The following is a 24,755-nucleotide window of genomic DNA, read 5'->3' as shown; positions in this document are numbered from 1 at the left end:
TTTGAAATAAAATAGTAAAACAACTTACTCAGGTATGAAAAGAATAATTTTTGCACTCGTTTTTATCTTTGGTTTGGGAGCTGTTCAGGCCCAACAGGTGATCTCTAGTAGTGGGAACACCATTAGTACCTCCCGTGGAGACTTTAGTAATGAAGTTAAATTGAATTTCCTGAATTTGATTGCACTGGGATCGATTGAAGCTGGATATGAGAAATACCTTTCAGATGATCACTCTCTTGATTTTCAGGTTCATATCAATGATCGATTTGGGTTTAACTCCCAAGGAAGCGGGAAAGAGTATAAAACCAATTCACTTCAAGCAGCGATGAATTTTTATTTTGGAAATGGACTCAATGGACGCTTCCATCTTTTTCCCTTGGCTAAATTACGCTTTGGCGATTTTGAAGAGCCGGGAGTAGAGGGAGTTATTACGACCAATATGAACTCGTTTATGATCGGAGTCGGTGGAGGATATAAATGGGAGCTTTCTTCTAATTTTGCTTTTGGACCCTATGTCAGTGTTGCTCGAAATTTCAGCGATGAGGTTTCTGCACGCTTTACCCGAATCGAGTTAAACGGTGGGTTTAGCCTAGGATACCGATTCTAAATCAATACATAGCCAGTTTTAAGCCCCATCCGGGGCTATTTTTTTGACTTATCTTTCGAATACCTTAGGCTTAAAAGAATTTCATGCTGAGGTTTTTAGGCAATCCTTTCTGAGGTTTTGCCGTTTTTGGGGGTATGGATACTCTCGATCAACTTCACTCCTAATAAATGAGAAACCTATTGACCAGGTTTAGGTCTAGTGGTAAATGCAGCTCTAATTTTTAACCCATTATCCCAGCCATTTATCCATTGGGAAAAGATAGTCTCCAGGGGAGGACGAAGTTTTAACAAATCCGCGGAATTCAAACATAGGAAAAACCCATCTCAAGTTTAGGAAGTGGGATAAGAAAGGGAGGGTGTTGTGAAAGGGAAAGAGAAATTCCTTTCGAATTCTTTTTTAGGGTCAGTTTTGGCGAAAGGCCATTCTACTGCTAACTTGACTGCTCAGAAAATTTCTAACTATGGGAAATATAGTTTTAAAATCTAGTAAAAATCGAATTGGAACAATCACACTCAACCGTCCGGAGAAGCGAAATGCTATGAGTCCAGAATTGGTTCAGGCATTGTTGGAAATATTGGATGAATTTGAGAAGGATAGCCAGGTCAAAGTTGTCAGAATTCGATCCGAGGGGAAGGCGTTTTGTGCAGGAGCTGATCTTTCGTATTTGCAGAATTTACAGCAGTTTTCGGCTGCTGAAAACCGCTCGGACAGTCAGCAATTGATGCGGATGTTTAATCGGATTTACGAATTCCCAAAAGTGGTGATTGCCCAAATCCAAGGGCATGCGCTAGCTGGAGGTTGCGGTCTGGTGACCGTTTGTGATTTTGCTTTTTCAGTTCCTGAGGCACTTTTTGGCTATACCGAAGTTCGCATTGGGTTTATTCCTGCGCTGGTATCTGTCTTTTTGCAAGAGCAAATTGGGGCTTCCCGAGCACAGGAACTGTTGCTTTCTGGAGAGCTAATTTCAGCTTCTAAAGCAGCCGAATTGGGATTAATCACTTCGGTTGTTCCTTCAGATTTTTTGGAGAAATCGGTCTTGGATTTTGCCAGCAAACTAACCAATCAAAACTCCGGTAACTCCATGACGGAAACTAAGGCACTTTTGCGTAGCTTTCATGCTAAGGAGCGAAAGCTGGCTTTGGAAAACGCCGCAGAGATCAATGCGAAGGCTCGTTCACATGCCGACTGCAAAAAAGGAATTGCGACATTCTTGAATAAGGAGACAATTAATTGGTAAGTGGAAAATCAGGCAAGGGAGATATTAAAGCAGTTTTTTGGCTGGGATGATTTTCGCCCTGTTCAAAAAGAGGTGATCGAGGCGGTCTTGGCTGATCAGGATACGCTTGCTCTGATGCCGACAGGAGGGGGGAAATCTCTCTGCTACCAAATTCCTGGATTAGTCAAAGAGGGGATTTGTTTGGTGGTGAGTCCTTTGATTGCCCTGATGAAAGATCAAGTCGATCACCTACGAAAAAGGGGGATCAAAGCTGCGGCGATTTATTCTGGGATGAATTATCGGGAAATAGACCGGACCTTGGATAATTGCATTTATGGGGATTTTAAGTTTCTTTTTGTTTCCCCTGAGCGACTAAAATCAGATTTATTCCTTGAGCGATTTAAGCAGATGAAAGTCAATTTGATCGCAGTCGATGAGGCCCATTGCATTTCCCAGTGGGGGTATGATTTTCGTCCTCCTTATTTAGAAATTGCTGCGATCCGACCTTTTCATCCTCAAGTAACTGTGCTGGCATTGACGGCCTCAGCCACCCCCCAGGTTGAGAAGGATATTCAGGAAAAACTGGAACTGAGTAATCCAGCAATTTTCCGGCAAAGCTTTGCCCGAAAGAACCTGAGTTTCAATGTCAGAATGGTAAAAGATAAGCTGGAAAAAGGAAAAGAAATTTTAAACAGGATTCCGGGAACGGCAATTTGGTATGTACGAAATAGGCAAGCCACTCATCAGATCGCCAAAGTGCTGAATCAGATGGGGATTGCTGCAGGTGCCTATCATGCGGGTTTATCCATGGTAGAGCGAGTACGACGTCAGGAAGAATGGATGAGCAATCAAATTCGGGTAATGGTCAGCACCAATGCTTTTGGAATGGGAATAGACAAAGCGGATGTGCGGGTGGTTATTCATTCAGATTTGCCAGAAAACCTCGAAAATTACTACCAGGAGGCCGGCAGGGCAGGTAGAGATTTGAAAAAATCCTATGCGGTTTTGCTTTGCAATGAAGAAGATTTTGAATTGGTATTGGGCCGTTCGGTCCTGGTTTATCCGCCGATCGATTTTGTTCGAAAAGTCTATCAGTGCTTGGCTAATTATTTCCGAATAGCAGTGGGAAGTAATATGCTCAGCAGCTTTGATTTCGAGTGGGGCGAATTTGCTAAAACCTACAATCTCGGTGTTTTGGAAACTTTTTATGCGCTTATGGTTCTTGAGGAAGAAGGATTTATTGGAATGAACGAGCGTTTTTATAGTCCCTCCAAAATCAATTTTTCGGTCAATTCCCAGCAGCTTTACGAAGTTCAAATCGCTCACGCCAAGTTGGACCCAGTCATTAAGATTCTTTTGCGTACCTACGGGGGGAACCTCTTCACCGAATACTTAGTGATCAATGAATCCAAGCTAGCAAAGGCACTCAATATACCAGAAGGTCAATTGATCCATTTTTTGGATCAACTGGCACAAATGGAAGTCCTAGACTACCAAAAACGAAAGGATAAGCCTCAAATCACTTTTTTGACCCCTCGATACGATGCGGCGAAGTTGCCCTTGAATATCCGCAGGATCGCTCAGCGCAGGGAACTGACAGTCGAAAAGGCCAAAAGTATGGTAGCTTATGCCAATCAAGATGTTATATGTAGGACTCAATTTATTCAGGAGTATTTTGGAGAAAAGGTCTTAGAGAGCTGTGGGAATTGTGATTGGTGTGTAGAAACCAAGAAAAACAAGGACCCCGAGAGTCGAGAAAAAGCATTGATTGAGAAAATCCTGAAAACTTTAGCTGAGTCGGGGGAGTTAAATCAAAGTGATTTATTTGATGCCATGCGGATACCCAAAAATTCCTATACCTTGGGAGTGCTTCAGAAAATCTCCAAAGAGGGATCCGTTCGGATAGGTCCATCGGGTACCATTTCAATTTAACATTATGGGTAATTTTCTAGAAGATATATTGAGTAAAATTTTTAAAGGGTCCGAAAAAACTCCGATCAATCACAAAGAGAATTTTACGTTGAAACCTGCAGATTTAAATCAAATTGATCAGTGGATTTATTCTTCGGAAGGAATGACTCTTTTGGGCAGGATTTACAAAAACTACCATTTCAAAAAATCTCAAATTAACGATTCACCGCAGGTTCATCTACTCGAATCTCCCTATGCCAATGGGTTTGCAGTGACCTACGAGGATCCCTTGACCCCCGAAAGTTTTTCTAAACTTTTCTTGGCTTTTTCTCGCCGAATCTTAGCTTTGGGGTATCAGCAGGTGAGCTTGGATAGAAAAATTGAAGAAATAAACGAGCAGGTAAAAACAACTGAAAAGTTTTACCTCAAACCACCTCTACAAGCCCCTAAACCGGATGAGCTGATTTCCCAACTTTACGGGAATGTCAGTATCGAAAAAATTACGATTAATAATCAACCCAGTTACCTCAAATTAGTAGTCACAGTTTACTCCGATCGATTGTATCAAGACGCTATTCCTTTTGAGCAATTGATGGATAATGTATTCAATTTAGAAAAATGAACAGACTGACTTTAAAAGATCAACTCCAAAAATACCGCACTCCCTATGAGGAGGAAGCCGCATTTATTGAGGGGTTTATTGGGTTAACCGACGATCCATTGGCCTACAGTCGAGAGCGATTAGCGGGTCATTTTACAGCTTCTGCTTGGATTGTAAATCCACAGCGGACGCATACGCTATTGACTTTGCATCGCAAACTTGGTCGATGGCTTCAGCTCGGAGGACATGCCGATGGGAATGAAAATCTTCTCGAAGTTGCAATGAATGAGGCAGAGGAGGAAAGTGGCCTTAAAAATCTTCGGTTGGTGGAGACCTCCATTTTTGATTTGGACAAGCATATCATTCCGGAGCGTCCTCACGTTCCCGAGCATTTTCATTACGATGTGCGATTTTTAATTGAGGCCGATATTCAGGAAAAATTGGTCATGAGTAATGAAAGCGTCTCCCTGGCTTGGTTTACGTTTGATTCTGTGGTGGATATGATAGGCTATAACCCGTCTATTTTGCGCATGCTAGAGAAAACAAGCAAATCGGAAATTCTTCTTTAAATCTCCATGACGATACCTAGGTCTGAAGACTTTGAATTCTTTACCCCAATCCAAATCCGTTTTTCTGACATTGATGGGTACATGCATGTCAATAATGGGGTATATTTCAATTATTTCGAGCATGCTCGGGCAGATTTTTTAGATCGTCATTGCGCTTGGAATATCCTGGAAATCGGTACCGTGGTGGCCAAGATCGAAATCAACTATTTTCGCCCCGTTCACTTAAAAGATAATTTGAAAATAGGCGTAAGCGTCGCCCACATCGGTAATTCCTCTTTTTCATTAAATCAGGTACTTTTTGGTCAAGACTCAATGGGGGAAGAAATTATATTTGCCAGTTCACATTGTGTCATGGTTTCTGTAGAAATGGAAAACATGAAACCTGTTCCCATTCCTGCCACGCAGCGGGCAAAATTGGAGGAAATGCCTAAAAAGACCACCTGAATGCCTATCTTTGCGGCAAATTAATTTACTGTGAAGAATCTTTGGATAGTGGGGGTTTTGACCCTGATCATTAGTGCTTGTAGTCCCAGTGAAGAGGAATTAATGCAAGCAGGTATCGCAAAAATGGATGAACAGAACTGGTCTGAGGCTATCAGCTATTTTGATCGCGTCCTTGAACAAAATCCCGGTCAAGCCACTGCATTAAATGCCAAGGGAGTGGCGCTTTTTCAGCAAAGTGACTTTCAGGAAGCAATTCCAGTTTTTTCAGCAGCCATCCAAGCTGATTCTACGAGTTACAAGCCTTGGTTTAACCGGGCCAATGCAAATTTAGAACTCAAAAAATTCAAAGAAGCGGTCGCCGATTACAATATGGCCAATGGATTGGACCCTGAGCAAACCGATATTTATTACAATCGGGGTTTGGCGCTCTTGGGAATGGAAGCTTATGAAGACGCCTTATTTGATTTTGATATGGCACTTCAGGTTAATCCGAATCAAGCCTTGGTTCATTTCAACAAAGGCAAGGCCCAACTGGGCAATAATGATCCGCTCGGGGCGATGGAGTCCTTAACCAATGCGGTAAATCTGGATGGGAAGAATGCTGCGGCGTATTACCTGCTTGGAGTGACTCGTATGAGTGCGCTAGGGGAAGAGGAGGAAGGCTGCGTGGATCTGAAAATGGCGCTAAGTCTCGGCTATACCGAAGCTAAATCCTGGATTGACGAATTTTGTGAAAATGGCTGAAATTGGTCAAGACATCATTAAGGCAAAACAGCTGCTGGAACTAGGTGAGTTGGTCGCAATTCCTACTGAAACAGTTTATGGATTGGCAGCAAACGCCTTAAATCCTGATGCGGTTGCATCTATTTTTGAAACAAAAAAAAGACCTGCCTTTGATCCATTGATCATCCATACCGATTCCTGTTCTCGAGTCACTGATTTTGTAAGCGAGTTTCCTGATTCCTTAAAAATACTTGCTGAGGCATTTTGGCCGGGGCCTTTGACTTTGCTTTTGCCGAGGAAGTCATGTATCCCCGATTTAGTGACATCGGGTCTAGATCGGGTGGCTGTTCGAGTACCCAATCACCCATTAACTCAATCCCTTTTGGCCAGTTTGGATTTTCCATTGGCAGCACCCAGTGCCAATCCCTTTGGTTATATCAGTCCTACCGCAGCGGCCCATGTTCAGAAGCAATTGGGGGATCAAATCCCATATATTTTGGATGGAGGACTTTGCCAGGTGGGATTGGAAAGTACCATTGTTGGATTGGAAAATGAAAAGGTGACGGTTTATCGATTGGGAGGGTTGGAACTTTCTCAGCTAGAATCGTTGGTAGGAGAGGTACAGGTCAAAACTCACAGCAGTAGCAATCCCGCTGCTCCTGGTCTTTTAGAGTCTCATTATGCTCCACGAAAGCGATTGATTCTTGGAGATTTGGATCAATTAGTTTCCCACTACAATCAAAATGGGAATGATTTTGCCGTCCTGAGTTTTCAAACGAATTTTAAAGAGGTGCCGACCAATCGACAAATTCAACTGAGTGAATCGGGGAATTTGAGAGAGGCGGCCCAAAAGCTGTTTGCCGCCATGCGGGAGCTTGACGAATTGGAGGTAGAGTTCATTCTTTCTGAGCGACTCCCAGAGGAAGGATTGGGTAGAGCGATTAATGATCGACTTCAGCGGGCTTCTGCTGGGAACTAATTAGGTGGAAAGTTTAAATGGCCGCAAAAGACGGCTGATTTTTGGCCGAATTTTTAATAACTTGAAGTCCAATTTAGAATATTCTGAAATCTATATAACACCTATTTTATGAATCCACGAATTAAAAATGTCGACAATTTAAGTTTTCAAGGGAAGAAAGCCCTGATCCGGGTTGATTTTAATGTTCCCCTAGACGATCATTTTCAAGTTACTGATGATACCCGAATTCAAGCAGCGCTTCCTACCATCAATAAAATCCTGAATGATGGCGGAGCAGTCATTCTCATGTCTCATCTTGGGAGGCCCAAAACTGGGCCAGAGGATAAGTTCTCGTTAAAACACATTGTGTTGACGCTGGAAAAGGCCTTGGGTAAATCAGTGAAATTCGCTCCGGATTGTATAGGGAGTGAGGCAAAGAACTTAGCTGAAGGTCTCAGGGCAGGAGAGGTTTTGCTCTTAGAAAATCTTCGCTTTTACAAAGAAGAAGAAAAAGGAGAGGAAGAGTTCGCTAAAAAATTAGCTAGCCTTGGGGATATTTATGTGAATGATGCCTTTGGTACAGCTCATCGGGCCCATGCTTCTACAGCGGTAATTGCCCAGTATTTTGATATTAAGGTCTGTGGGTATCTGATGTTGTCTGAGTTAAAAAATGCGGACAAAGTTTTGGGTAATCCTGAGCGGCCTTACACGGCAATTATGGGGGGAGCCAAGATTTCGGATAAAATTTTGATTATCGAACGACTCTTGGACAAAGTGGATAACCTAATTATCGGAGGTGGAATGTCTTACACCTTCGCCAAAGCGCAGGGTGGTAGCATAGGGGATTCGTTACTGGAGGCCGATAAGTTGGATTTTGTCTTGGAATTGATGGAAAAGGCCAAAGCCAAAGGAGTCAACTTGATCCTTCCTGTGGATACGGTGATTTCCAAAGCCTTTGCCAATGATGCAGAACAGGGTTTGGCCAAGAAAGGAGAAATTCCTGACGGTTGGATGGGGCTGGATATCGGACCTGACACCAGAAAGATTTTTGCAGAAACAGTGCTTAAGTCTAAAACCATCCTTTGGAATGGTCCTATGGGTGTCTTCGAAATGGAGTCTTTTGATAAGGGGACTAAAGCCATTGCTGAAGCGGTAGCTGAGGCTACCCGGAATGGGGCTTACTCCCTGATCGGGGGTGGAGATTCTGCTGCAGCGGTGAATAAGTTTGGCTATGGAGATCAGGTCTCTTTCGTATCTACCGGTGGAGGAGCCTTACTGGAACATATGGAAGGTAAAGTACTTCCGGGTGTAGCCGCCTTGGAGCCCTAATAAAATCAAATTAGCAAAGGGAACAGCTGGGAAAACTCAGCTGTTTTTTTGTTTATAAGATCAACGTCAAATCATGGGATTTGCGCAAATAAAGGAGGGGAACATCAAGGTCTTGTGAAAAAAAATCCCTTCCAGAATTTATCCAGAAGGGATCTTGATCTTAATTTATTCGGAAATGATTACCCGATGGAAACGCGTTTGAAGGCAGAAACGGTCATTCCTTTGCTTACGCTGTCAAGGTACTGAGCGATGGTTTTGCTGCTGTCTTTGACAAATTGCTGGCTAAGAAGGGTGTTCTCCTTGTAGAACTTATTCAATTTACCCAAGGCAATTTTTTCTAGCATTTCTTCTGGCTTTCCTTCTGCTCTTGCCTGCTCTTTTCCTACTTCGATTTCTCTTTCTACCGTGGAGGCATCTACCCCATCTTTGTCTACTGCTACCGGGTTCATCGCTGCGATTTGCATGGCAACATCTTTACCGGCTTCTTCTACGTCTGCTCCGCTTGTGTTGGTTAATCCTACCAATACACCCAATTTGCCATTGGAGTGGATGTAAGGAACGACGGCTTCAGCACTGACGATTTCGTAATGAGAGATTTCGATTTTCTCACCGATTTTACCGGTCATTTCGACGATTTTCTCTGCTACGGTGATGTTTTCGAAAGGCAAGGCAAGAATTTCTTCAATTGAAGATGCTCCTTTTTCTACTGCCAAATCGAGAAGCGTATTGGCGAAAGCACCGAATTCCTCATTTTTAGCTACGAAATCAGTTTCGCAAGTCAAAGAAAGAAGGGTTCCTTTAGCACCGTTTTCAGTCACTTTAGTCACAACAGCTCCTTCTTTGGTTTCTCTGTCCGCTCTGGAAGCAGATACTTTTTGACCTTTCTTACGAAGGATATCGACTGCTTTTTCGAAGTCGCCTTCAGCCTCAGTCAATGCTTTTTTACAATCCATCATTCCTGCACCGGTCATTTGGCGCAGCTTGTTTACTTCTTGTGCAGTAATTGCCATTTTATAAGCTATTTATTGAATTAAACGATTTTGTAATTTTTGAGTGCCGGAAGTCTTGAAGACCTTCCGAAAAGTAGATAAAACAAAAAATTGAACATCGACCGGAGCCTGATGTTCAATTTTTTACTATTTCAAATCAAAGGAGATGTGACTTATTCTTTGGTGTCAGCATCTACAGCTCTCTTTGCTTCTTCCTCTTCAGAAAGTTTAGCGTCATCTTTGTCCTTCTTGCGCTCTGCAAGACCTTCTTCGATGGCTGCTCCAAAAGCTTTGACCAAAAGGTTTACTGATTTGAATGCATCATCATTGGCTGGGATAGGGAAATCCACCTCGTTCGGGTTTGAGTTTGTATCGACCAATGCGAAAACAGGGATACCAAGCTTTTGTGCTTCAGCAATCGCGATGTGTTCTCTTTTGATGTCCACTACAAAAAGGGCTGCAGGAAGTCTGCTCAGGTCAGCGATACCGCCAAGTACCGATTCCATTTTCTCTTTCTGACGAGTGATCATCAGTCGTTCTTTCTTCGCCATATTCTTGTAGGCATCTTCCTTCATCATTTTTTCAAGGGAAGACATCTTTTTCAAGGATTTGCGGATCGTAGCGAAGTTAGTCAACATCCCACCTAACCATCTTTCGGTTACGTAAGGCATGTTAAGACGACGAGCTTCATCAGCTACCAAGTCTTTCGCTTGTTTCTTAGTAGCGACAAACATCACTTTTTTGCCGGAGCGTACGATTTGCTTCACTGCAGCGGATGCTTCGTCGAGGCAGGCAAGCGTTTTATTAAGGTCGATAATGTGGATACCGTTTTTCTCCATGAAAATATATGGAGACATACGGGGATCCCACTTTCTCGTCAAGTGTCCGAAGTGAACACCAGCATCCAGTAAGTCTTTGTATTCGATTTTTGACATGAATAAAATTGTTTTCTATTGATGGAAGAATAGCTCCGATTAACGCTTGGAGAATTGGAATCTTCTTCTTGCTTTTCTACGTCCTGGCTTCTTACGCTCGACCATTCTCGGGTCACGAGTTAAGAATCCTTCTTTTTTCAATGGACCTCTGTGCTCTTCATTAAAATCACACAAAGCTCTGGAGATCGCCATTCGAGCTGCTTCAGCTTGTCCTTTGATTCCGCCACCATCCACATTGATCTGGATGTCGTAGTTGCCGTCCTCGCCTACAAGGGCTAAAGGTTGCTTCACGACGATCTGATGCAGATCAAATGGGAAGTACACGTTCAATTCCTGATTGTTTACGGTGATATTACCTTTTCCCGGAGCCATGTAAATACGGGCTACGGAGGTTTTTCTTCTACCGATTTTGTTGATCATTTCCATGAATTCAGTCGATTAAAGAGTGATGGTTTTGGGCTGCTGCGCTGCATGAGGATGCTCAGATCCTTCATATACGTACAGATTTCCGTATAATTTACTTCCTAATCTGTTTTTAGGCAGCATGCCTCTGACAGCTTTTTCAATCAAAATTGTTGAAGACTTCTGCTTCAATAATTTTGGAGTTGAAATTCGCTGACCGCCTGGGTAACCGGTGTGACGCACATAGACTTTGGCATCCCACTTGTCACCGGTTAATCTGACCTTGTCTGAGTTGATTACGATGACATTGTCTCCGCAATCCACGTGTGGGGTAAAGCTAGGCTTATTTTTTCCCCTTAAGATTTTTGCTACCTCACTGGCCAACCGACCCAAAACTGCAGCTTGGGCATCCACAATCACCCATTGCTTCTCTACAGTCGAGTTGTTAGCCGATACGGTCTTATAGCTTAAAGTATCCACTGTGTAACTGTTTAATTTTTAGCTTGTTAAATATGTTCGACCCCCAAAAAGGGACACAAAGATAGAAGTATTTTATTTTCCATGCAAAATATTTCCAAGACTACTTCCTAATTTTCATTGGATTAGCCTTAAAAAGCCAAATTTCTAGTTGTCTTTTTCGATGAAAATCAGGTTGTTTTTTCCAGCTGCTGGATTAGAACCTGAAAATCTTTGGGGTAGGGAGCTTGCACGGTTATTTCTTTTCCGTCCAGTCCTTCAAACCCAATTGAAAAGGCATGCAATGAAACCCGCTGCATAATGGGTAATTCTTCTGTCTCTTTTTTCAAATTGAAGCGGCGTTTGAGTGAAGAAAGGTAGAGCGGTTTCCCGCCGTAAAGTTCATCCCCGCATATGGGTGACTGAAGGTAGGCCAAGTGTATTCGGATCTGATGCAATCTTCCCGTAATGGGTCTGCACTCGATCAGCGAATGTGCCCGATAGGTTTTGATGGTATGAAACACCGTCTGGGCGGGCTTGCCTTCTTTGCCAACTTTGGCGACTCCTTTGGCCGAGGCGATGAGGTTGCGGTCTACGAGCTGCTGATCGTATTCGCGGATTCCATCGACGACGGCATGGTAGACTTTGTTCACTTTTCGGTTTTCAAACTGCATCGCCAAGTGCCGGTAGGCGATGGGATTTTTGGCAATCACCAGACAGCCGGAGGTCTCCTTGTCCAAGCGATGACACAGCTGGGCATCTGCTGTGTGCATCTTGGCCAGGTCCAGGATGTTCTGCGCCTCATGTCTATCGTCTAAGCTCGACAGGTAAGGCGGCTTGTTGATTACCAGGTAATCCTCGTTTTCAAACAGAATAAGTTTCTGAAAATCTACTTTCTTCATGGATTCTCCCGTGTCTCTTCAACGAGCTTGCAAAGGTAGGGAAAGGAAAGGTCAAAAAAAATCCTTCCGGCGGGAAGGGATTAGTAAGAATTTTTTCAGGAGGATTATTGCCTTGGTTTGATGATTGTAAATTCCCCTCTAGACAGTACAGGTATGTTGCTATGTTTTAATTCTCCTTGATGATAGACTTGGCTTACCGACATTTTATTCGAGGTCTCATGATAGTTAATTTCCGAACAAAGGGTATCTGCCTCTAATTCATTCCATTGGATCACCGTAATTTCGAATGCTATACTTAAATGCTATACTTAATTTCATCCGATGATGCTTTTCATCCTGTTTTGGAGGATCAATCCGGAAGTTTCGACGCATATTGCTTAGGCCACCCTCGTAGAATTCTTCGAGTTGACTTGCTCGCTCCTGGAAAATTTTGATGACATCTACTTTGAAGGATTCTGCTTGACTTTGATCCTATAGATCAATACCCTGTTCATCCAAAACTTTGATAAAAAACCGATTACCCTCTAAAGGGTAATGGGGCAAATTCGCTTCTTTGCAAGAAATGATCATCTCGGCAACAATAATTGGAAAACAAATATTTGATTTTTCATTAATCGGAAAAGTTTAATTATTAAACCTAATTTAAAAGACTCTAAGAAACTTCGGTGAATTTAATGAGCAGGATTCCAGGGATTAATGCAATCCAATCATGGGAGTAATTAAACATAGCGCTGCTTAACTTCAACAAAGCGAAGTTTTCAAACTAACCTTTTTTAAGCTGGCTGTTCTGCTTTGGTAGTCTGATCCAGCTCCTTTTCTTTCACCAAGGGCAAGGAAAAACTAAAAATCGAACCTTTGCCCACGGTAGAACTGACAGAGATTTTGCTTTTGTGGCCTTCCAGGATATGCTTGACGATGGCCAAGCCGAGCCCGGTTCCTCCTTCTTTTTTGTTTCGGCTTTTTTCTACCCGATAAAATCTTTCAAAAATCCGCTTCAAATCTTCTGGCGGAATTCCCTGCCCATCGTCTTTGATATCCACTTGGATATGGTTCTTATGTGCTTTGAGGGAGATTTTGACTTCTCCCTCGTCGTGGTTGTATTTAACTGCGTTGAAAATGAGGTTTTGACAAACCCGATAGATTTTTTGCCGGTCGGCATGGGTAAGGTAGCTTTTATCCGCCTCGTATTTGAAGTCAATATGAACATGACGTTTGCTCGCCTTATGTTCGAGTTCTTCGATGACTTCCTCGATGACTTCCTTCAGGTCAAAATCCTTGAAAACAAACTTGATCACCCCGCTTTCCATCTGATTAAGCGTTAGTAAATCTTGAACGAGGTTGTCGAGCGAATCCAGACTTTTGGCGGCACGTTTGAGAAACTTCATCCGCACCTGCTTATCGTCAATGGCTCCATCAAGCAGCGTATGGATGTAACCCTGTGTAGCAAAAATGGGGGTTTTCAATTCATGGGAAATATCGGCAATAAATTCTCGGCGAAATTCGGCGTTTTTCTGAAGTGCATCGATTTCCTTTTGTCGAGCTAGGGCATAGGAATTAATCACCGCATTGATTCTCCGAAGGGGAGAGATGGAGCTTCTGGAGCTTTTTTCGGGGATTTGGGAAAGTTCTTTCTTTTGGATTTTCTCCAGTAAGGAATAAATATTGGCAATCTCTCGAAAGACCAAAAACTCCAAGGTGATATTGATCAATAAATAAGAAGCTGAGAATGCCAACCCCGAGGCCACAAAGATCAGCACCGCAGTAGAATCATCCATTAAAGACAAAAAAGCCCCTACTAAAGCCGAAATAGCCAAAGCCAAAATCAATGAAATACCACGGGAGCTTGCAAGCATTTTTAGGAGCCCAACTCGAATTTATAACCTACACCTTTTACTGTAGTGATGTAGTCATCTCCGATCTTTTCCCGGACTTTACGGATGTGTACGTCGACCGTACGGGCGAGTACAAAGACATCCGAACCCCAGATATTCTGAAGAAGCTCATCTCTACTGAATACCATATTAGGGTTTTTGGCGAGGAAATACAATAATTCAAACTCCTTCTTAGGTAGGGTGATGGTTTTGCCGGATTTTTCGATGGTGTAGCTGCCTCGATCAATGATCAGGTCCCTGATTTTGATCTGAGCTTGCTCCTGTTCTTTTTTGGATTCCCTACGGAAAAGCGCTGCGATCCGACTCATCAAAGCCCGAGGTTTGATTGGTTTGGTGATGTAGTCATCCGCACCTACATCAAAAGCAGCTACTTCAGAATACTCTTCCATGCGAGCCGTTAAAAAAATGATAAAGGTATTTTTCAGCTCTGGAATCTGACGGAGCTGAAGACAAGTTTCCACCCCATCCTGATGTGGCATCATAATATCTAAAAGAATGACATCGGGTAAAAATTTAGAGGCAGTTTTGACGCCTTTGATTCCGTCCTCTGCAGTGGCTACTTCGTATCCCTCTTTTTGCAGGTTGTATTTTAGAATTTCAACAATATCTGGTTCATCATCTACGACCAGAACTTTGATTTTCTGCTTTTCGCCCATTTGGATTGTTCTTGTTTGCAGGATAAAATTAAGCAATATTCTAGCATACCTACCAAATATTTTGTCATCTGCCTGGCTGTTTTTCATTTTGAAAAGCGAATAGATGAAAAATGGGAGCAAATATTATCCAAAAATTACCGCTATGTTTCTTAATTATATCGTAATCCTTTGGCAGAAGTAATGTCAAAATTGAGGGAGCCCAAAAATAAGTTTGCTTTGATTTTTACCGGTATTTTGTTCTGATCCTGTGTGACCCATACTTTTACTGGATACTCTCCCCGGAAAAGCTTGTTTTTTGGAACTTGCGGAGAAAAGATAAACGTGTCTTTTTCGCCCAGTTCGGTTTTAATTCGTTCGGTACCTTCGAAGATTAACTTTATGTTATATATTTCTTTATCAAAAAAACCTTTGATCGTAACGTAATCTCCGGCTTTGATATTTCGTAGATCCAGGCTTCGTAAATAATAAAAGCCACTGACCAAATCCTGCACTTCGCCTGGTAGATCAAATTCTTTGACCTCTTTTAAATTTTTATTTTCCCGATCGAACAGCTGCATTTCAGCTTTCCGGTTTTCTTGGTCAAAATAAACCTTTTCATGTTTGCGATATTTTCCTTCCTCAATATGTCGATAGGAAATTTTTGGCAGTCGTGTTTCTCCGTTCCAAAAGGTTCCCCAGTTATCATTCACTCTGCCAAAAAGTGCAGCGGCGCCTTTGGTCTCCCCGTAAACATCAATTTTGTAATGGGGTTTTTGATCGTAAATATGCGGCTGATTACTAACTTGCATTTTGGCATCAGCAAGATTGATCCAGCCATAACTTACTTCGAAATTTAATTCTTCCCCATAGGTAAAAGGGACAGTCGCGGCTTGTTGGCTAAAGCCCGGGATGGGGAAAAGAAATAAAAGAAGAAGTAATCTAAGCTGATTCATGATTTTTTGTGACAATACCTGACAAAAAGACGTTATTTTTAGAGTTAATACGAAAAAACGTGCCGAATAGTGATGAAAAGTACGAATTTGGTATCCGAATCCAAAAGTAGCCGGTTTTGGTTAACAGATTCAATTCTTGTAAAGACATTGTTTTCAATCTTTTAAAATTCTAAATCCATGAGTAATAACGCAGAAAAATTAAAAGCGCTTCAACTAACCATTGATAAGTTGGAAAAAACTTACGGAAAGGGCACCGTAATGAAACTAAGTGATAATAAGGTTCAGGATGTACCCGCTATTTCCACGGGTTCACTGGGTCTGGATATGGCCTTGGGGGTAGGCGGAATTCCTCGCGGAAGAGTAATTGAGATTTATGGTCCAGAGTCTTCGGGCAAGACGACTTTGACCATGCATTGCATTGCCGAAGCCCAAAAGGCTGGTGGATTAGCCGCTTTTATTGATGCCGAGCATGCCTTTGATAAAAGCTATGCGGAAAAGCTCGGAATCGATATCGAAAACTTGTTAATTTCCCAGCCGGACAATGGAGAGCAAGCTTTGGAAATTGCTGAGCATCTGATCCGTTCCGGAGCAATAGACATTATCGTAATTGACTCAGTGGCTGCTTTGGTACCCAAAGGCGAACTCGAAGGAGAAATGGGAGATAGCAAAATGGGACTTCAGGCTCGATTGATGTCACAGGCTTTACGAAAGCTCACGGGTGCAATAAACAAAACAGGCTGTTCTTGCATCTTTATCAATCAGCTTCGGGAAAAAATCGGAGTGATGTTTGGCAACCCAGAGACTACCACGGGTGGTAATGCATTGAAATTCTACGCTTCGGTCCGTCTAGATATCCGTAGAATTGGTCAGATCAAGGAAAGTGCAGATAATATTCTGGGTAACCGGACCCGAGTCAAAGTGGTCAAAAACAAAGTCGCTCCTCCATTCAAAGTAGTCGAGTTTGACATTATGTACGGGCAGGGGATCTCCAAAGTCGGCGAAATCATCGATTTGGGGGTTGAGTTTGACATTATTAAGAAAGCAGGATCTTGGTTCTCTTACAATGGAGAAAAACTCGGTCAGGGACGAGATGCGGTCAAGAACCTGCTATTGGACAATCCAGAATTAATGGATGAACTTGAAGTTAAAATCAAAGCGGCTTCCGGTTTGTTACCGACTGCTCCCGAGGGGAAAGTAGAGGAATAAGGTTTGCACGGAAAAAAAGAAAAGGGAAGCTTCGGCCTCCCTTTTTTTGTTCAAACCATTTGATTTAGGTTGTACGGATCGCTTCTACGGGATCCATTCTTGCGGCAAGGGTAGCTGGAACTATCCCAGAAACCACTCCGATGATTGAAGATACGCCAAGACCCAAAATGATATTTTGAATGGATAAGACCAGATCCAGGGTGCCCAGCTGTATAAAACTTAATAAATACACTAGGATAATCCCGGTACCGCCTCCAATAAGGCTCAGGCAAACTGCCTCAAACAGAAATTGGAAAAGAATAAAATAATTTTTTGCTCCCAGTGATTTTTGGATGCCAATGATATTGGTTCGCTCCCGTACCGAGACAAACATGATGTTTGCAATCCCAAATCCACCCACCAAGATGGAAAACCCACCAATGACCCAGCCGGCGGAGGAAATTACATCGAAAACCGAACCGATAGTGTTCTGGATAAACTCCGTTTTATTTAACGTGAAATTATCCTCTACGGTGGGTTTTAATCCTCTTTTTGCACGAAGTAATCCGATCATTTCATTTTCCAGAGCCACCAAGCCAATATCATCTTCCATCCCTTTGGCCGCAATGGTAGGCTCAATGCCGTTTCTACCCGTAAAAAACATTTTATTAAAGGCTCCATAGGGAATTAAGCAGGCTTCATCTTTTGAGGGCAGTTCAAAAAGTCCTTCGCCCTCTTCCTCAAATACTCCGATGACGATGAATTTCAATCCTCTGATTTTTATTTCTTTTCCGATTATTGACTGATTGGGATAGAGGGTATTGGCTACTTTTTTTCCGATTAAGGCAAGGTTTCGAGCCCCTCCGACTTCCACTTCAGTAAAATAACGACCTTCTTCCAGAGCTACATCATAGACATCCTGATAGGTGTAGGCTACCCCGGAAAGCTGGGTACCTTCATAGGCATTGCTTCCTGCTTGGATGGTCGTTCGCGCGGAAGCCGAGATGGTTACTCCTTCGGCATTTTGAAGATTTTCCTCCAAAAACCGGTACTCCGAAACCGTAGAATACGGCCTTCTGATGTATTCCCACCAAGGCCTGTTTTGGGGTGGTCCATCAAACGGAAAGCGGTCGACCCGGATCACATTGGTTCCTAAAAAGGAAAAGGAGGATTTAATGTTGTTTTCCAAGGAATCGACCAGGGTAAATACCGCGATAATGGCAAAAATTCCTACCGTCACCCCAAGAAGGGACAGAATGGTCCGAGTAAGGTTGGATTTTAAGGCACTGAAGGCAAAGAGAAAACTTTCCCAAGTCAATCGGAAAAACAGCATGCTTTTACTAGTTGGTTAAAACAATTTGTCAAGTTACGTGAAATTGGAGATTATTGTTATTATCTTTGCATTTTTTAGAGTAATTCTAAAAGATTTAATCAAGCGTAGATATCTAAAGCTTATATATGAAATTATCTGATTTCAAATTTGACGTCCCCAAGAAATTAATTGCCCTGTATCCTACCGACAATCGAGATGAATCTCGGCTGATGGTAGTTCACCGCAAAACCGGGGAAATCGAGCACAAAACCTTCAAAGACATTATTGAATATTTCGGAGAAGGAGATGTTTTCGTGACCAATGACACCAAGGTTTTTCCGGCAAGATTGTACGGAAACAAAGAAAAGACCGGTGCGGAGATCGAAGTTTTTTTGTTGAGAGAATTAAATCCGGAACTTCGACTATGGGATGTACTGGTTGATCCTGCGCGTAAAATCCGAGTGGGAAACAAGCTTTATTTTGGAGATTCTGACCTAGTGGCCGAAGTGATTGACAATACCACCTCAAGAGGTAGAACGATCCGATTTTTGTTTGATGGAACCGAAGAGGAATTCCATAAAACGATTGATACCTTAGGCGAGACTCCACTACTCAAAGAAATCATTGAACGAAAAATTGAGCCTGAAGATCGAGATCGGTATCAGACCGTTTTTGCCAAAAATGTCGGTGCTGTAGCGGCTCCTACTGCTGGATTGCACTTCACTCCTCACTTGTTGAAGCGATTGGAACTGCAAGGGGTCGAAGTTACACCTATCACCCTTCATGTGGGATTGGGGACATTTAGACAGGTGGATGTAGAGGATTTAACCAAGCATAAAATGGATTCTGAGAATTACAACATCCCAGAAAAAACAGTGAAGCTGGTCAATGAAGCTCTGGATCATAAAAAGCGTGTAGTAGCGGTCGGAACTACGGTATTGAAGACAGTGGAATCATCAGTGACAGCGAGCAATCACTTGAAGGCCTCCAGTGGATGGACGGATAAGTTTATTATCCCACCTTACGATTTTAAAATCGCCAATGCGCTCATCACCAATTTTCATTTGCCAGAATCCACCTTACTTATGACAGCTTCTGCCTTTGGAGGATATGATTTGATCATGAAAGCCTATAAAGAAGCCATTAAAGAGAAATACCGCTTCTTCTCCTACGGAGATGCCATGTTGATTTTATAGATCGGAGCGTAAAACCAAACCATCTTTAGTGGTTTGGCTGTAAGCAACAAATTTAGTATAATTTCATAGTCGGTATAAGACATTAAAACCTTGTAAGGGACTTGCGAGTACACGTGTGGGGCAACAGTGAGACTTCTAACTCTTCGGAGCAGTAAGCAAGTTGCAGTGAAGCACGAAGCACATTTGTCTTTAGCAAATGGGTAGTTCACAAAAGCTTAGAAAGCTCCCAATTGGGAGTTTTTTTTTCGACTTCATTTTTTAGTGACTTTGGGATAATAGCCCATTTGCTTACAATAAATTAAATTGCTCCAAAATTGTGAAAATGAATTCGAGCATGACCCAAACCGACATACAGAGGGATAGTATGGTCAATGTGAGAATTCTATCTGACCTTTGAAAATCAATGAGAGACACATGAATAAAGCCGCTGTTCTTGTCGCAGGAGGAAAAGGTTCCCGAATGGGTGGCCCGGTTTCAAAGCAATATTTGCCACTGGCAGGAAAGCCTGTTTTGATGCATACCCTGGAGGTATTTTATCAGGTGGATCCCAGTATAGAGCTGATTGTGGTTTTGCCAGAATCCGATTTTGAACTTTGGGAGGAGTTGGTGAAAAGCCATCAATTTGCGGTTCCCCATCACTGTGTAGCCGGGGGGAATTCCCGATTTCAATCCGTAAGAAATGGACTGAGTGGTATTTCTTTTGAGGACGGTTTGGTTGCAATCCATGATGCAGTCCGTCCTTTTGTCAAACAGGAAGTGATCCGGGCAAGTTTTGAAGAGGCGGCACGAAATGGGAGTGCGATTGCGGTTGTGGCATTGAAGGATTCCATCCGAAAATTGACCGATGATGGAAAATCCTTTTTTCAAGAGCGGCAGTATTTTCGATTGGTTCAAACTCCACAAACTTTTCAATTGGCAAAAATTCGGAAAGCCTTTCAGGTTACCGAGTTGCCGCAATTTACCGATGATGCAACGGTTTATGAACATCAGGGCTGGCAGGTAAGCTTGATTCCTGGAAACCCTGAAAATATCAAGCTGACTACGCCTGAAGATTTGGTTTATGCGGAGTATTTGATGGGGCTTGACCAGCTAAAGAAAACTAACTAGTTCAATTTGGCCGACTTTTTCGGTGTATTGGCCGACTTTTTCTCGATTTAGGCGAAGTACAAGAGATCAATTTAGGTTGTCAGACTACTTTTGGGTATCATATAAAACCAAAAAGCAAATGGCAAATTATTCTAATCCAAAATCCAAAAATGAGAGTGGTCTCATATTCGGATTTATCATCTTGGGAGTAGGTATTCTGATTCTACTACGCAAACTGGGGATTTTCTTTCCCGGCTGGATTCTTTCCTGGCCCATGATTCTCATCGCTATCGGTACCATCGTTTTGATTAAACATCAGTTTCAATCCTTCTTTGGGGCAGTCATGCTTGGTTTTGGGTTTTATTTTCTGGCCGAACGCGAGTTTGGCTTTGACCTTGGCTTGGAGCAGTATGTCTTGCCGATTGGTCTGATTCTTTTGGGAATCTATTTGATTACTCAAAAACAAAAAGAAAATCGGGTCATGGATGAGGTGATGTCCAAAATGCAACAAAAATCTTTTAAAAGTTCCTCTTCTGCCTTTGCTTCTACCGACTCCTCGGATGACTCCTCAAAAACTGCAGGGCCTCAGGAAAACAGCAAATCAGGAATAGGGGGTGCCTCCGGGATTTCCTATTCGGACAAGGCCAATATTGATGCGATTTTGAGTGGAGTGAACAAGCGGATTTTATCCAAGAATTTCCAAGGTGGAAAATTGACCGCAGCCTTTGGAGGGATCGATTTGGATCTGTCTCAAGCAGACCTTCAGGGAGTACAAACGATGCAGGTAGATGTGATTTTTGGGGGGATGAAACTGATTGTACCCCCGCATTGGGATGTGCGAACCGAGGTGACTAATATCGCCGCAGGCGTTGAAGATAAGCGAATCTACCGCCAGTCCGAGGTGGACACGGATAAGGTACTGGTTCTGAGAGGAACGATTTTATTTGGAGGTTTGGAAATCAAATCATTTTAACGACCTTTTCATCTAAAAAATAGCAATTTGTTTTCTAAGGCATTTTCTACTCCTGCCCGCGCTAACTGGGTGATTCAGGGAGCCGGATTAATCTGGCTCCTGGTTACCGCCTTACTATTGAGTTATTATGGACTAGGCCTGTCGATGGCGCTTACGGATGCGGCAATTTATGCCCTTGTGTTTTTGGGGGGAGTTGTGGTGCTGGATCGAATTTTTGGCTTTTATATTCCCAAAGGAGGAAATACTTGGCTACTTTTAATTTTACCCTTGGTGTTGAGTTTGATTGGGGTACTCGTTCATCGATATGTTGGAGGGTGGATTTTTGAGGAAGAGGAGTCTTATCATGCGTTACTCAAAAACCATTTTTATTTGCGATGGGCTATCCTTGCCATGATGGAGGCCATGGTTACTTTACTTGCCATCGTGGTCTCCAAACTGGAACAGCAAGAGGCCAGCCAAAAGCGGGAACTGCATATCATGGAGTTATCTAAAGAAGCTGAGTTGACTCAATTGCGACAGCAACTTCAGCCCCATTTTCTATTCAATAGCTTGAATTCGATTTCTGCTTTGGTGATTTCCGAATCCAAAAAAGCCCGGGAAATGGTTTTGCAGCTCTCGGATTTTTTAAGAGGTACCATCCGAAAAGACCACCAAACCTGGGTCAGCCTGGAGGAGGAAATGGCCTATCTGAAATTATATCTGGAGATTGAGAAAGTACGGTTTGGCCATCGGTTGCAAGTGGATTTTGATAGTTCAACCGAAGCTTCTCAGCTTCAATTACCGCAACTTTTAATACAGCCACTGTTGGAAAATGCAATCAAACATGGGCTTTATGGCGTAACCGGCGAGGTAAATATCCGGTTAAATGCTGCGAAAAGACAAAACTATTTGATTTTAACAGTAGAAAATCCTTTTGATCCTGCAACACCCGCGCAGCATGGGACTGGATTTGGTCTTTCCTCGATCCAGAGAAGACTTTATTTACTGTTTGGTAGAAATGATTTATTGACCAAAGGAGCAAAGAATGACCTATTTCGCGTTGAGCTTAAAATTCCACAACTGAAATGATTCGCACCATTATTATCGATGATGAGCCCTTGGCAGCAGGGATAGTCCGTGAATTTCTTTCCGAATTTCCGCAATTTGAGCTACTCGAGCAGTGTGCAGATGGATTTGAGGGACTTAAAGCCATTCAGAAATATCAACCGGATTTGATTTTTTTGGACGTACAAATGCCGAAAATCACAGGATTTGAAATGCTGGAATTGCTAGACGAAGCTCCCCCAGTAATTTTTACCACCGCATTTGATCAGTATGCGCTGAAAGCCTTTGATGCGAAAGCTATGGATTATTTGTTGAAACCCTTTTCCCAAGAGCGGTTTAATCAAGCGATTCAAAAATTTTTAGCCAGCCGTGAAGCTCCCCAAGTTTCCGCTGGACTTCAGCAAATGGCCGAAAAAAGTAATCGTCTTGTTGTTCGAGTCAAAAATGAAATTAAAATCATAGCGGTTTCCGATGTCTTATATTTTGAAGGAGCGGATGATTACATCGCCATTTATACAGCTGGAGGCAAATTCTTAAAAAAGATGACCATGAAATCTTTGGAGGAAGCATTGGCTCCGGATCGTTTTGCGAGGATTCATCGGTCCTACATGATTAATGTCAATGCAGTCACCCGGATAGAGCCTTACCAGAAAGATACGTATTTGGTGTTTTTGAGAAACGGAGATAAGCTGCCTGTGAGTAAGATCGGATACAGCAGATTACGGCAGGTTTTAGGTGTTTAAGGAAAATGGGAACCCGCCAAAATAAATGAAAAAAGCCCTGGAAAAATCCAAGGCTTTGGTATTAATATTCGTCCTCGTTGAAGAAGAAGTCATCTTTAGTCGGGTAGTCCGGCCAAATCTCTTCGATGGTCTCATAAGGTTCTCCATCATCTTCCAATTCCTGAAGATTTTCTACTACTTCTAGCGGGGCGCCAGATCGGATGGCATAGTCAATCAGCTCATCCTTTGTGGCTGGCCAGGGAGCATCCTCTAGATAGGAAGCTAATTCAAGTGTCCAGTACATAGTGTTTGTTTTAAGTAGTTCCGGATTTTTAAGGTTGCAAAATTATCCTTTTTTTTAGATATGTAATCGTGTACTGATTATTTAAAAGAAAGTTGCTTTAAAATGTAATTTTTTACATCAACTTTCCGCTTCAGTGCCGATAATTTTTTCTTCATCATAATCTCAAAATCGCTACTTCTGACCTGAAAATTGTCGGTATTGTTTTGAGCAGTCTCATATTCTGTTTGATCTCGGTGAAGAAGGTCTTTGAGTAAAGCCACTTTAATCTGATTTTGTTCAGATTCGGGTTTTTGATCAAAGTCCGGGTATTTGCCATGGACCAGTTTTTCCAGAAATGCCTTTTCAAAAACGATATCTGAGAAAAACTGGAAAGAGCGAGCCAGTAAATTCGCATCCTTGGGTTTGCGAGGAGGGAGTTTCCGCCATTCTTGCTGGATTTCTTTAGCCCGACCGATAAGTTGATAGCTGGAGGGCTGCCCTGCCAGCTTTTTGATTTCCTCAGTGAGGCTTTCCACCTGTTTCATCACTTCGCGCGGATGCATCTGGGGACCTGGATTTAAGGCTCGACGGTAGCGAGAAAAGATCCGATTGTTCAGTTTAGAAAATTCATCCCAAAGCGGTTGTCGCTTTTCGGCAGGAACCTTTCCGGCTGATTTCCATTCTTTTTGGATTTTCTTGCTAATCTCAAAAGCCATTTTGGCATCAGGTAGATCATGGGCTTCCCGGGCTTGTTCAACCAGGGCTTCATAAACTTTGATGTTTTCCTCTGCCTGAAGAGCCAACCCTTCAAAGAAATGCCTTCTGTTTTCGAAGAAATGCTGCACATGATCGTTAAATTCCTGCTCGATTTCTTCCTCGATTTCTTTATCCACGGGACCAGTTTTGATCCAGCGCATTTTCAATTCTTTGTAAAATTCCGTGGTAGCCTTCCAATCCGTATCATCTCTCATCGATTCTGCTTCTTGGATAAGGGCCTTTTTTACCTCCAGATTTTTTGTTCGATTGGCTTGAATGATTTCGTTTAAGTAAACTTCCTGTTGATTGAGTTCCTCGATCAAGGGAATAAAATCACCCAAAGCATCTGATTCATGAAGGGAATCGCGCAGGTGAATCAGTTTCATTAAGAAAGAACCCTTGTTTTGGTTTTCGGCAATATCGGATTTGAGCTTTTCAACCTTTTCTTTGATTTGCTCAAAACGACCTTCAAAATAAGCAATGGTAGAAGCCTCGTCTTCTTTCACTTCTCCAATCTCCCTGTCCGCATTCCCCAGAAATCCTTTTAAATAAACTTTATTGTCTTTGATGTATCCGTATGGATGGTCCATTGCGCTACAGTAGGTTAAGTGGTCGTTTTCAATTTTCCGCAAATTAATTAATTCAAAAGCACTTATCCTAAGAAAGGGCTTTTTTT

Annotated in this window: 26 protein-coding genes; 15 read left to right on the top strand and 11 right to left on the bottom strand. The window is 42.5% G+C overall.

The annotated features are described in order from the left end of the window. The first annotated feature begins 34 nt into the window (after nt 1-34). The 9 genes from Q0L00_RS04940 to Q0L00_RS04900 all read left to right on the top strand — a co-directional run bounded on the left by Q0L00_RS04940 (nt 35) and on the right by Q0L00_RS04900 (nt 8,358). A complete protein-coding gene (locus Q0L00_RS04940) occupies nt 35-607 on the top strand; it encodes a DUF3575 domain-containing protein (RefSeq protein WP_297335754.1) in 573 nt (190 codons plus the stop codon). 460 nt (nt 608-1,067) lie between these two features. Next, nucleotides 1,068-1,844 carry an enoyl-CoA hydratase/isomerase family protein gene (locus Q0L00_RS04935; protein ID WP_297335753.1) on the top strand — a complete coding sequence of 259 codons (777 nt, stop codon included), beginning with the start codon at nt 1,068-1,070 and terminating at the stop codon, nt 1,842-1,844. Then, nucleotides 1,845-3,755 carry an ATP-dependent DNA helicase RecQ gene (locus tag Q0L00_RS04930; protein ID WP_297335752.1) on the top strand — a complete coding sequence of 637 codons (1,911 nt, stop codon included), beginning with the start codon at nt 1,845-1,847 and terminating at the stop codon, nt 3,753-3,755. Nucleotides 3,756-3,759: 4 nt separating this feature from the next. After that, the gene (locus Q0L00_RS04925; protein ID WP_297335751.1) at nt 3,760-4,356 is read left to right on the top strand and encodes a hypothetical protein; all 597 of its coding nucleotides are present in this window, start codon (nt 3,760-3,762) and stop codon (nt 4,354-4,356) included. Beyond that, complete coding sequence (locus tag Q0L00_RS04920; RefSeq protein WP_297335750.1) at nt 4,353-4,904, top strand: NUDIX hydrolase; 552 nt, start codon at nt 4,353-4,355, stop codon at nt 4,902-4,904. The genes Q0L00_RS04925 and Q0L00_RS04920 overlap by 4 nt, the downstream gene beginning before the upstream one ends. A 6-nt stretch (nt 4,905-4,910) precedes the next feature. Continuing rightward, a complete protein-coding gene (locus tag Q0L00_RS04915) occupies nt 4,911-5,348 on the top strand; it encodes a thioesterase family protein (protein WP_297335749.1) in 438 nt (145 codons plus the stop codon). 30 nt (nt 5,349-5,378) lie between these two features. Then, the gene (locus tag Q0L00_RS04910; protein ID WP_297335748.1) at nt 5,379-6,092 is read left to right on the top strand and encodes a tetratricopeptide repeat protein; all 714 of its coding nucleotides are present in this window, start codon (nt 5,379-5,381) and stop codon (nt 6,090-6,092) included. Continuing rightward, nucleotides 6,085-7,050, top strand: coding sequence for an L-threonylcarbamoyladenylate synthase (locus Q0L00_RS04905; protein WP_297335747.1), 966 nt, complete (start codon nt 6,085-6,087; stop codon nt 7,048-7,050). The genes Q0L00_RS04910 and Q0L00_RS04905 overlap by 8 nt, the downstream gene beginning before the upstream one ends. A gap of 108 nt (nt 7,051-7,158) precedes the next feature. Further along, the gene (locus Q0L00_RS04900; protein WP_297335746.1) at nt 7,159-8,358 is read left to right on the top strand and encodes a phosphoglycerate kinase; all 1,200 of its coding nucleotides are present in this window, start codon (nt 7,159-7,161) and stop codon (nt 8,356-8,358) included. A 179-nt stretch (nt 8,359-8,537) separates the two neighbouring features. On the opposite strand, the gene tsf is transcribed toward Q0L00_RS04900, so the two are convergent. The 8 genes from tsf to Q0L00_RS04860 all read right to left on the bottom strand — a co-directional run bounded on the left by tsf (nt 8,538) and on the right by Q0L00_RS04860 (nt 15,522). Further along, nucleotides 8,538-9,368, bottom strand: coding sequence for a translation elongation factor Ts (gene tsf / locus Q0L00_RS04895; protein WP_297335745.1), 831 nt, complete (start codon nt 9,366-9,368; stop codon nt 8,538-8,540). Between the two features lie 152 nt (nt 9,369-9,520). Continuing rightward, on the bottom strand, nt 9,521-10,282 hold the full coding sequence (rpsB, locus tag Q0L00_RS04890; protein ID WP_297335744.1) for a 30S ribosomal protein S2: 762 nt from the start codon (nt 10,280-10,282) through the stop codon (nt 9,521-9,523). Between the two features lie 39 nt (nt 10,283-10,321). Next, nucleotides 10,322-10,708 (bottom strand): 30S ribosomal protein S9, encoded by a 387-nt coding sequence (gene rpsI / locus Q0L00_RS04885; RefSeq protein WP_297335743.1) that lies wholly within the window; start codon nt 10,706-10,708, stop codon nt 10,322-10,324. 12 nt (nt 10,709-10,720) lie between these two features. Next, the gene (rplM, locus tag Q0L00_RS04880; RefSeq protein WP_297335742.1) at nt 10,721-11,164 is read right to left on the bottom strand and encodes a 50S ribosomal protein L13; all 444 of its coding nucleotides are present in this window, start codon (nt 11,162-11,164) and stop codon (nt 10,721-10,723) included. A 167-nt stretch (nt 11,165-11,331) separates the two neighbouring features. Next, nucleotides 11,332-12,042 carry a pseudouridine synthase gene (locus tag Q0L00_RS04875; protein WP_297335741.1) on the bottom strand — a complete coding sequence of 237 codons (711 nt, stop codon included), beginning with the start codon at nt 12,040-12,042 and terminating at the stop codon, nt 11,332-11,334. 773 nt (nt 12,043-12,815) lie between these two features. After that, nucleotides 12,816-13,895 carry an ATP-binding protein gene (locus Q0L00_RS04870; protein ID WP_297335740.1) on the bottom strand — a complete coding sequence of 360 codons (1,080 nt, stop codon included), beginning with the start codon at nt 13,893-13,895 and terminating at the stop codon, nt 12,816-12,818. Between the two features lie 2 nt (nt 13,896-13,897). Next, a complete protein-coding gene (locus Q0L00_RS04865; protein WP_297335778.1) occupies nt 13,898-14,590 on the bottom strand; it encodes a response regulator transcription factor in 693 nt (230 codons plus the stop codon). 149 nt (nt 14,591-14,739) lie between these two features. Then, on the bottom strand, nt 14,740-15,522 hold the full coding sequence (locus Q0L00_RS04860; RefSeq protein WP_297335739.1) for a DUF3108 domain-containing protein: 783 nt from the start codon (nt 15,520-15,522) through the stop codon (nt 14,740-14,742). Nucleotides 15,523-15,699: 177 nt separating this feature from the next. Here Q0L00_RS04860 and recA point away from each other — a divergent pair, with 177 nt between their 5' ends. Beyond that, the gene (gene recA, locus Q0L00_RS04855) at nt 15,700-16,728 is read left to right on the top strand and encodes a recombinase RecA (protein ID WP_297335738.1); all 1,029 of its coding nucleotides are present in this window, start codon (nt 15,700-15,702) and stop codon (nt 16,726-16,728) included. Between the two features lie 64 nt (nt 16,729-16,792). On the opposite strand, the gene Q0L00_RS04850 is transcribed toward recA, so the two are convergent. Then, on the bottom strand, nt 16,793-18,040 hold the full coding sequence (locus tag Q0L00_RS04850) for an ABC transporter permease (RefSeq protein WP_297335737.1): 1,248 nt from the start codon (nt 18,038-18,040) through the stop codon (nt 16,793-16,795). Between the two features lie 125 nt (nt 18,041-18,165). Here Q0L00_RS04850 and queA point away from each other — a divergent pair, with 125 nt between their 5' ends. From queA to Q0L00_RS04825, 5 genes are all read left to right on the top strand, one after another. After that, nucleotides 18,166-19,215 carry a tRNA preQ1(34) S-adenosylmethionine ribosyltransferase-isomerase QueA gene (gene queA, locus Q0L00_RS04845; RefSeq protein WP_297335736.1) on the top strand — a complete coding sequence of 350 codons (1,050 nt, stop codon included), beginning with the start codon at nt 18,166-18,168 and terminating at the stop codon, nt 19,213-19,215. Nucleotides 19,216-19,629: 414 nt separating this feature from the next. After that, nucleotides 19,630-20,322 carry a 2-C-methyl-D-erythritol 4-phosphate cytidylyltransferase gene (locus Q0L00_RS04840; protein WP_297335735.1) on the top strand — a complete coding sequence of 231 codons (693 nt, stop codon included), beginning with the start codon at nt 19,630-19,632 and terminating at the stop codon, nt 20,320-20,322. A 118-nt stretch (nt 20,323-20,440) separates the two neighbouring features. Next, nucleotides 20,441-21,274: a DUF5668 domain-containing protein gene (locus Q0L00_RS04835; RefSeq protein ID WP_297335734.1), complete on the top strand. Its 834-nt coding sequence runs from the start codon at nt 20,441-20,443 to the stop codon at nt 21,272-21,274. A 27-nt stretch (nt 21,275-21,301) separates the two neighbouring features. After that, nucleotides 21,302-22,342 carry a histidine kinase gene (locus Q0L00_RS04830; RefSeq protein WP_297335733.1) on the top strand — a complete coding sequence of 347 codons (1,041 nt, stop codon included), beginning with the start codon at nt 21,302-21,304 and terminating at the stop codon, nt 22,340-22,342. Next, entirely contained in the window at nt 22,339-23,061 is a 723-nt protein-coding gene (locus tag Q0L00_RS04825) for a LytTR family transcriptional regulator DNA-binding domain-containing protein (RefSeq protein WP_297335732.1), read from the top strand. Before Q0L00_RS04830 ends, Q0L00_RS04825 begins: the two co-directional genes overlap by 4 nt. A 61-nt stretch (nt 23,062-23,122) precedes the next feature. On the opposite strand, the gene Q0L00_RS04820 is transcribed toward Q0L00_RS04825, so the two are convergent. Together Q0L00_RS04820 and Q0L00_RS04815 are read right to left on the bottom strand one after the other, a co-directional pair. Then, on the bottom strand, nt 23,123-23,344 hold the full coding sequence (locus Q0L00_RS04820; protein ID WP_026952747.1) for a DUF2795 domain-containing protein: 222 nt from the start codon (nt 23,342-23,344) through the stop codon (nt 23,123-23,125). Nucleotides 23,345-23,421: 77 nt separating this feature from the next. Next, nucleotides 23,422-24,669, bottom strand: a complete 1,248-nt coding sequence (locus Q0L00_RS04815) for a DUF349 domain-containing protein (RefSeq protein ID WP_297335731.1) — start codon at nt 24,667-24,669, stop codon at nt 23,422-23,424. Nucleotides 24,670-24,755 lie beyond the last annotated feature (86 nt).

This window comes from Algoriphagus sp. (assembly GCF_024305035.1).
Classification (GTDB): domain Bacteria; phylum Bacteroidota; class Bacteroidia; order Cytophagales; family Cyclobacteriaceae; genus Algoriphagus.
Note: the sequence above shows the minus strand (reverse complement) of the source record. Positions and strands in the feature narration are given on the sequence as shown.

Bases quoted from the DNA above. Each gene is read 5' to 3' on its own strand.
- Q0L00_RS04940 (WP_297335754.1), top strand. From the start codon at position 35: ATGAAAAGAATAATTTTTGCACTCGTTTTTATCTTTGGTTTGGGAGCT.
- Q0L00_RS04900 (WP_297335746.1), top strand. From the start codon at position 7,159: ATGAATCCACGAATTAAAAATGTCGACAATTTAAGTTTTCAAGGGAAG.
- rpsB (WP_297335744.1), bottom strand. From the start codon at position 10,282: ATGTCAAAAATCGAATACAAAGACTTACTGGATGCTGGTGTTCACTTC.
- Q0L00_RS04840 (WP_297335735.1), top strand. From the start codon at position 19,630: ATGAATAAAGCCGCTGTTCTTGTCGCAGGAGGAAAAGGTTCCCGAATG.
- Q0L00_RS04860 (WP_297335739.1), bottom strand. From the start codon at position 15,522: ATGAATCAGCTTAGATTACTTCTTCTTTTATTTCTTTTCCCCATCCCG.
- rpsI (WP_297335743.1), bottom strand. From the start codon at position 10,708: ATGGAAATGATCAACAAAATCGGTAGAAGAAAAACCTCCGTAGCCCGT.
- tsf (WP_297335745.1), bottom strand. From the start codon at position 9,368: ATGGCAATTACTGCACAAGAAGTAAACAAGCTGCGCCAAATGACCGGT.
- Q0L00_RS04835 (WP_297335734.1), top strand. From the start codon at position 20,441: ATGGCAAATTATTCTAATCCAAAATCCAAAAATGAGAGTGGTCTCATA.
- Q0L00_RS04925 (WP_297335751.1), top strand. From the start codon at position 3,760: ATGGGTAATTTTCTAGAAGATATATTGAGTAAAATTTTTAAAGGGTCC.
- Q0L00_RS04850 (WP_297335737.1), bottom strand. From the start codon at position 18,040: ATGCTGTTTTTCCGATTGACTTGGGAAAGTTTTCTCTTTGCCTTCAGT.
- Q0L00_RS04815 (WP_297335731.1), bottom strand. From the start codon at position 24,669: ATGGACCATCCATACGGATACATCAAAGACAATAAAGTTTATTTAAAA.
- Q0L00_RS04865 (WP_297335778.1), bottom strand. From the start codon at position 14,590: ATGGGCGAAAAGCAGAAAATCAAAGTTCTGGTCGTAGATGATGAACCA.
- Q0L00_RS04820 (WP_026952747.1), bottom strand. From the start codon at position 23,344: ATGTACTGGACACTTGAATTAGCTTCCTATCTAGAGGATGCTCCCTGG.
- recA (WP_297335738.1), top strand. From the start codon at position 15,700: ATGAGTAATAACGCAGAAAAATTAAAAGCGCTTCAACTAACCATTGAT.
- queA (WP_297335736.1), top strand. From the start codon at position 18,166: ATGAAATTATCTGATTTCAAATTTGACGTCCCCAAGAAATTAATTGCC.
- Q0L00_RS04825 (WP_297335732.1), top strand. From the start codon at position 22,339: ATGATTCGCACCATTATTATCGATGATGAGCCCTTGGCAGCAGGGATA.
- Q0L00_RS04935 (WP_297335753.1), top strand. From the start codon at position 1,068: ATGGGAAATATAGTTTTAAAATCTAGTAAAAATCGAATTGGAACAATC.
- Q0L00_RS04875 (WP_297335741.1), bottom strand. From the start codon at position 12,042: ATGAAGAAAGTAGATTTTCAGAAACTTATTCTGTTTGAAAACGAGGAT.
- Q0L00_RS04905 (WP_297335747.1), top strand. From the start codon at position 6,085: ATGGCTGAAATTGGTCAAGACATCATTAAGGCAAAACAGCTGCTGGAA.
- Q0L00_RS04870 (WP_297335740.1), bottom strand. From the start codon at position 13,895: ATGCTTGCAAGCTCCCGTGGTATTTCATTGATTTTGGCTTTGGCTATT.
- Q0L00_RS04915 (WP_297335749.1), top strand. From the start codon at position 4,911: ATGACGATACCTAGGTCTGAAGACTTTGAATTCTTTACCCCAATCCAA.
- Q0L00_RS04920 (WP_297335750.1), top strand. From the start codon at position 4,353: ATGAACAGACTGACTTTAAAAGATCAACTCCAAAAATACCGCACTCCC.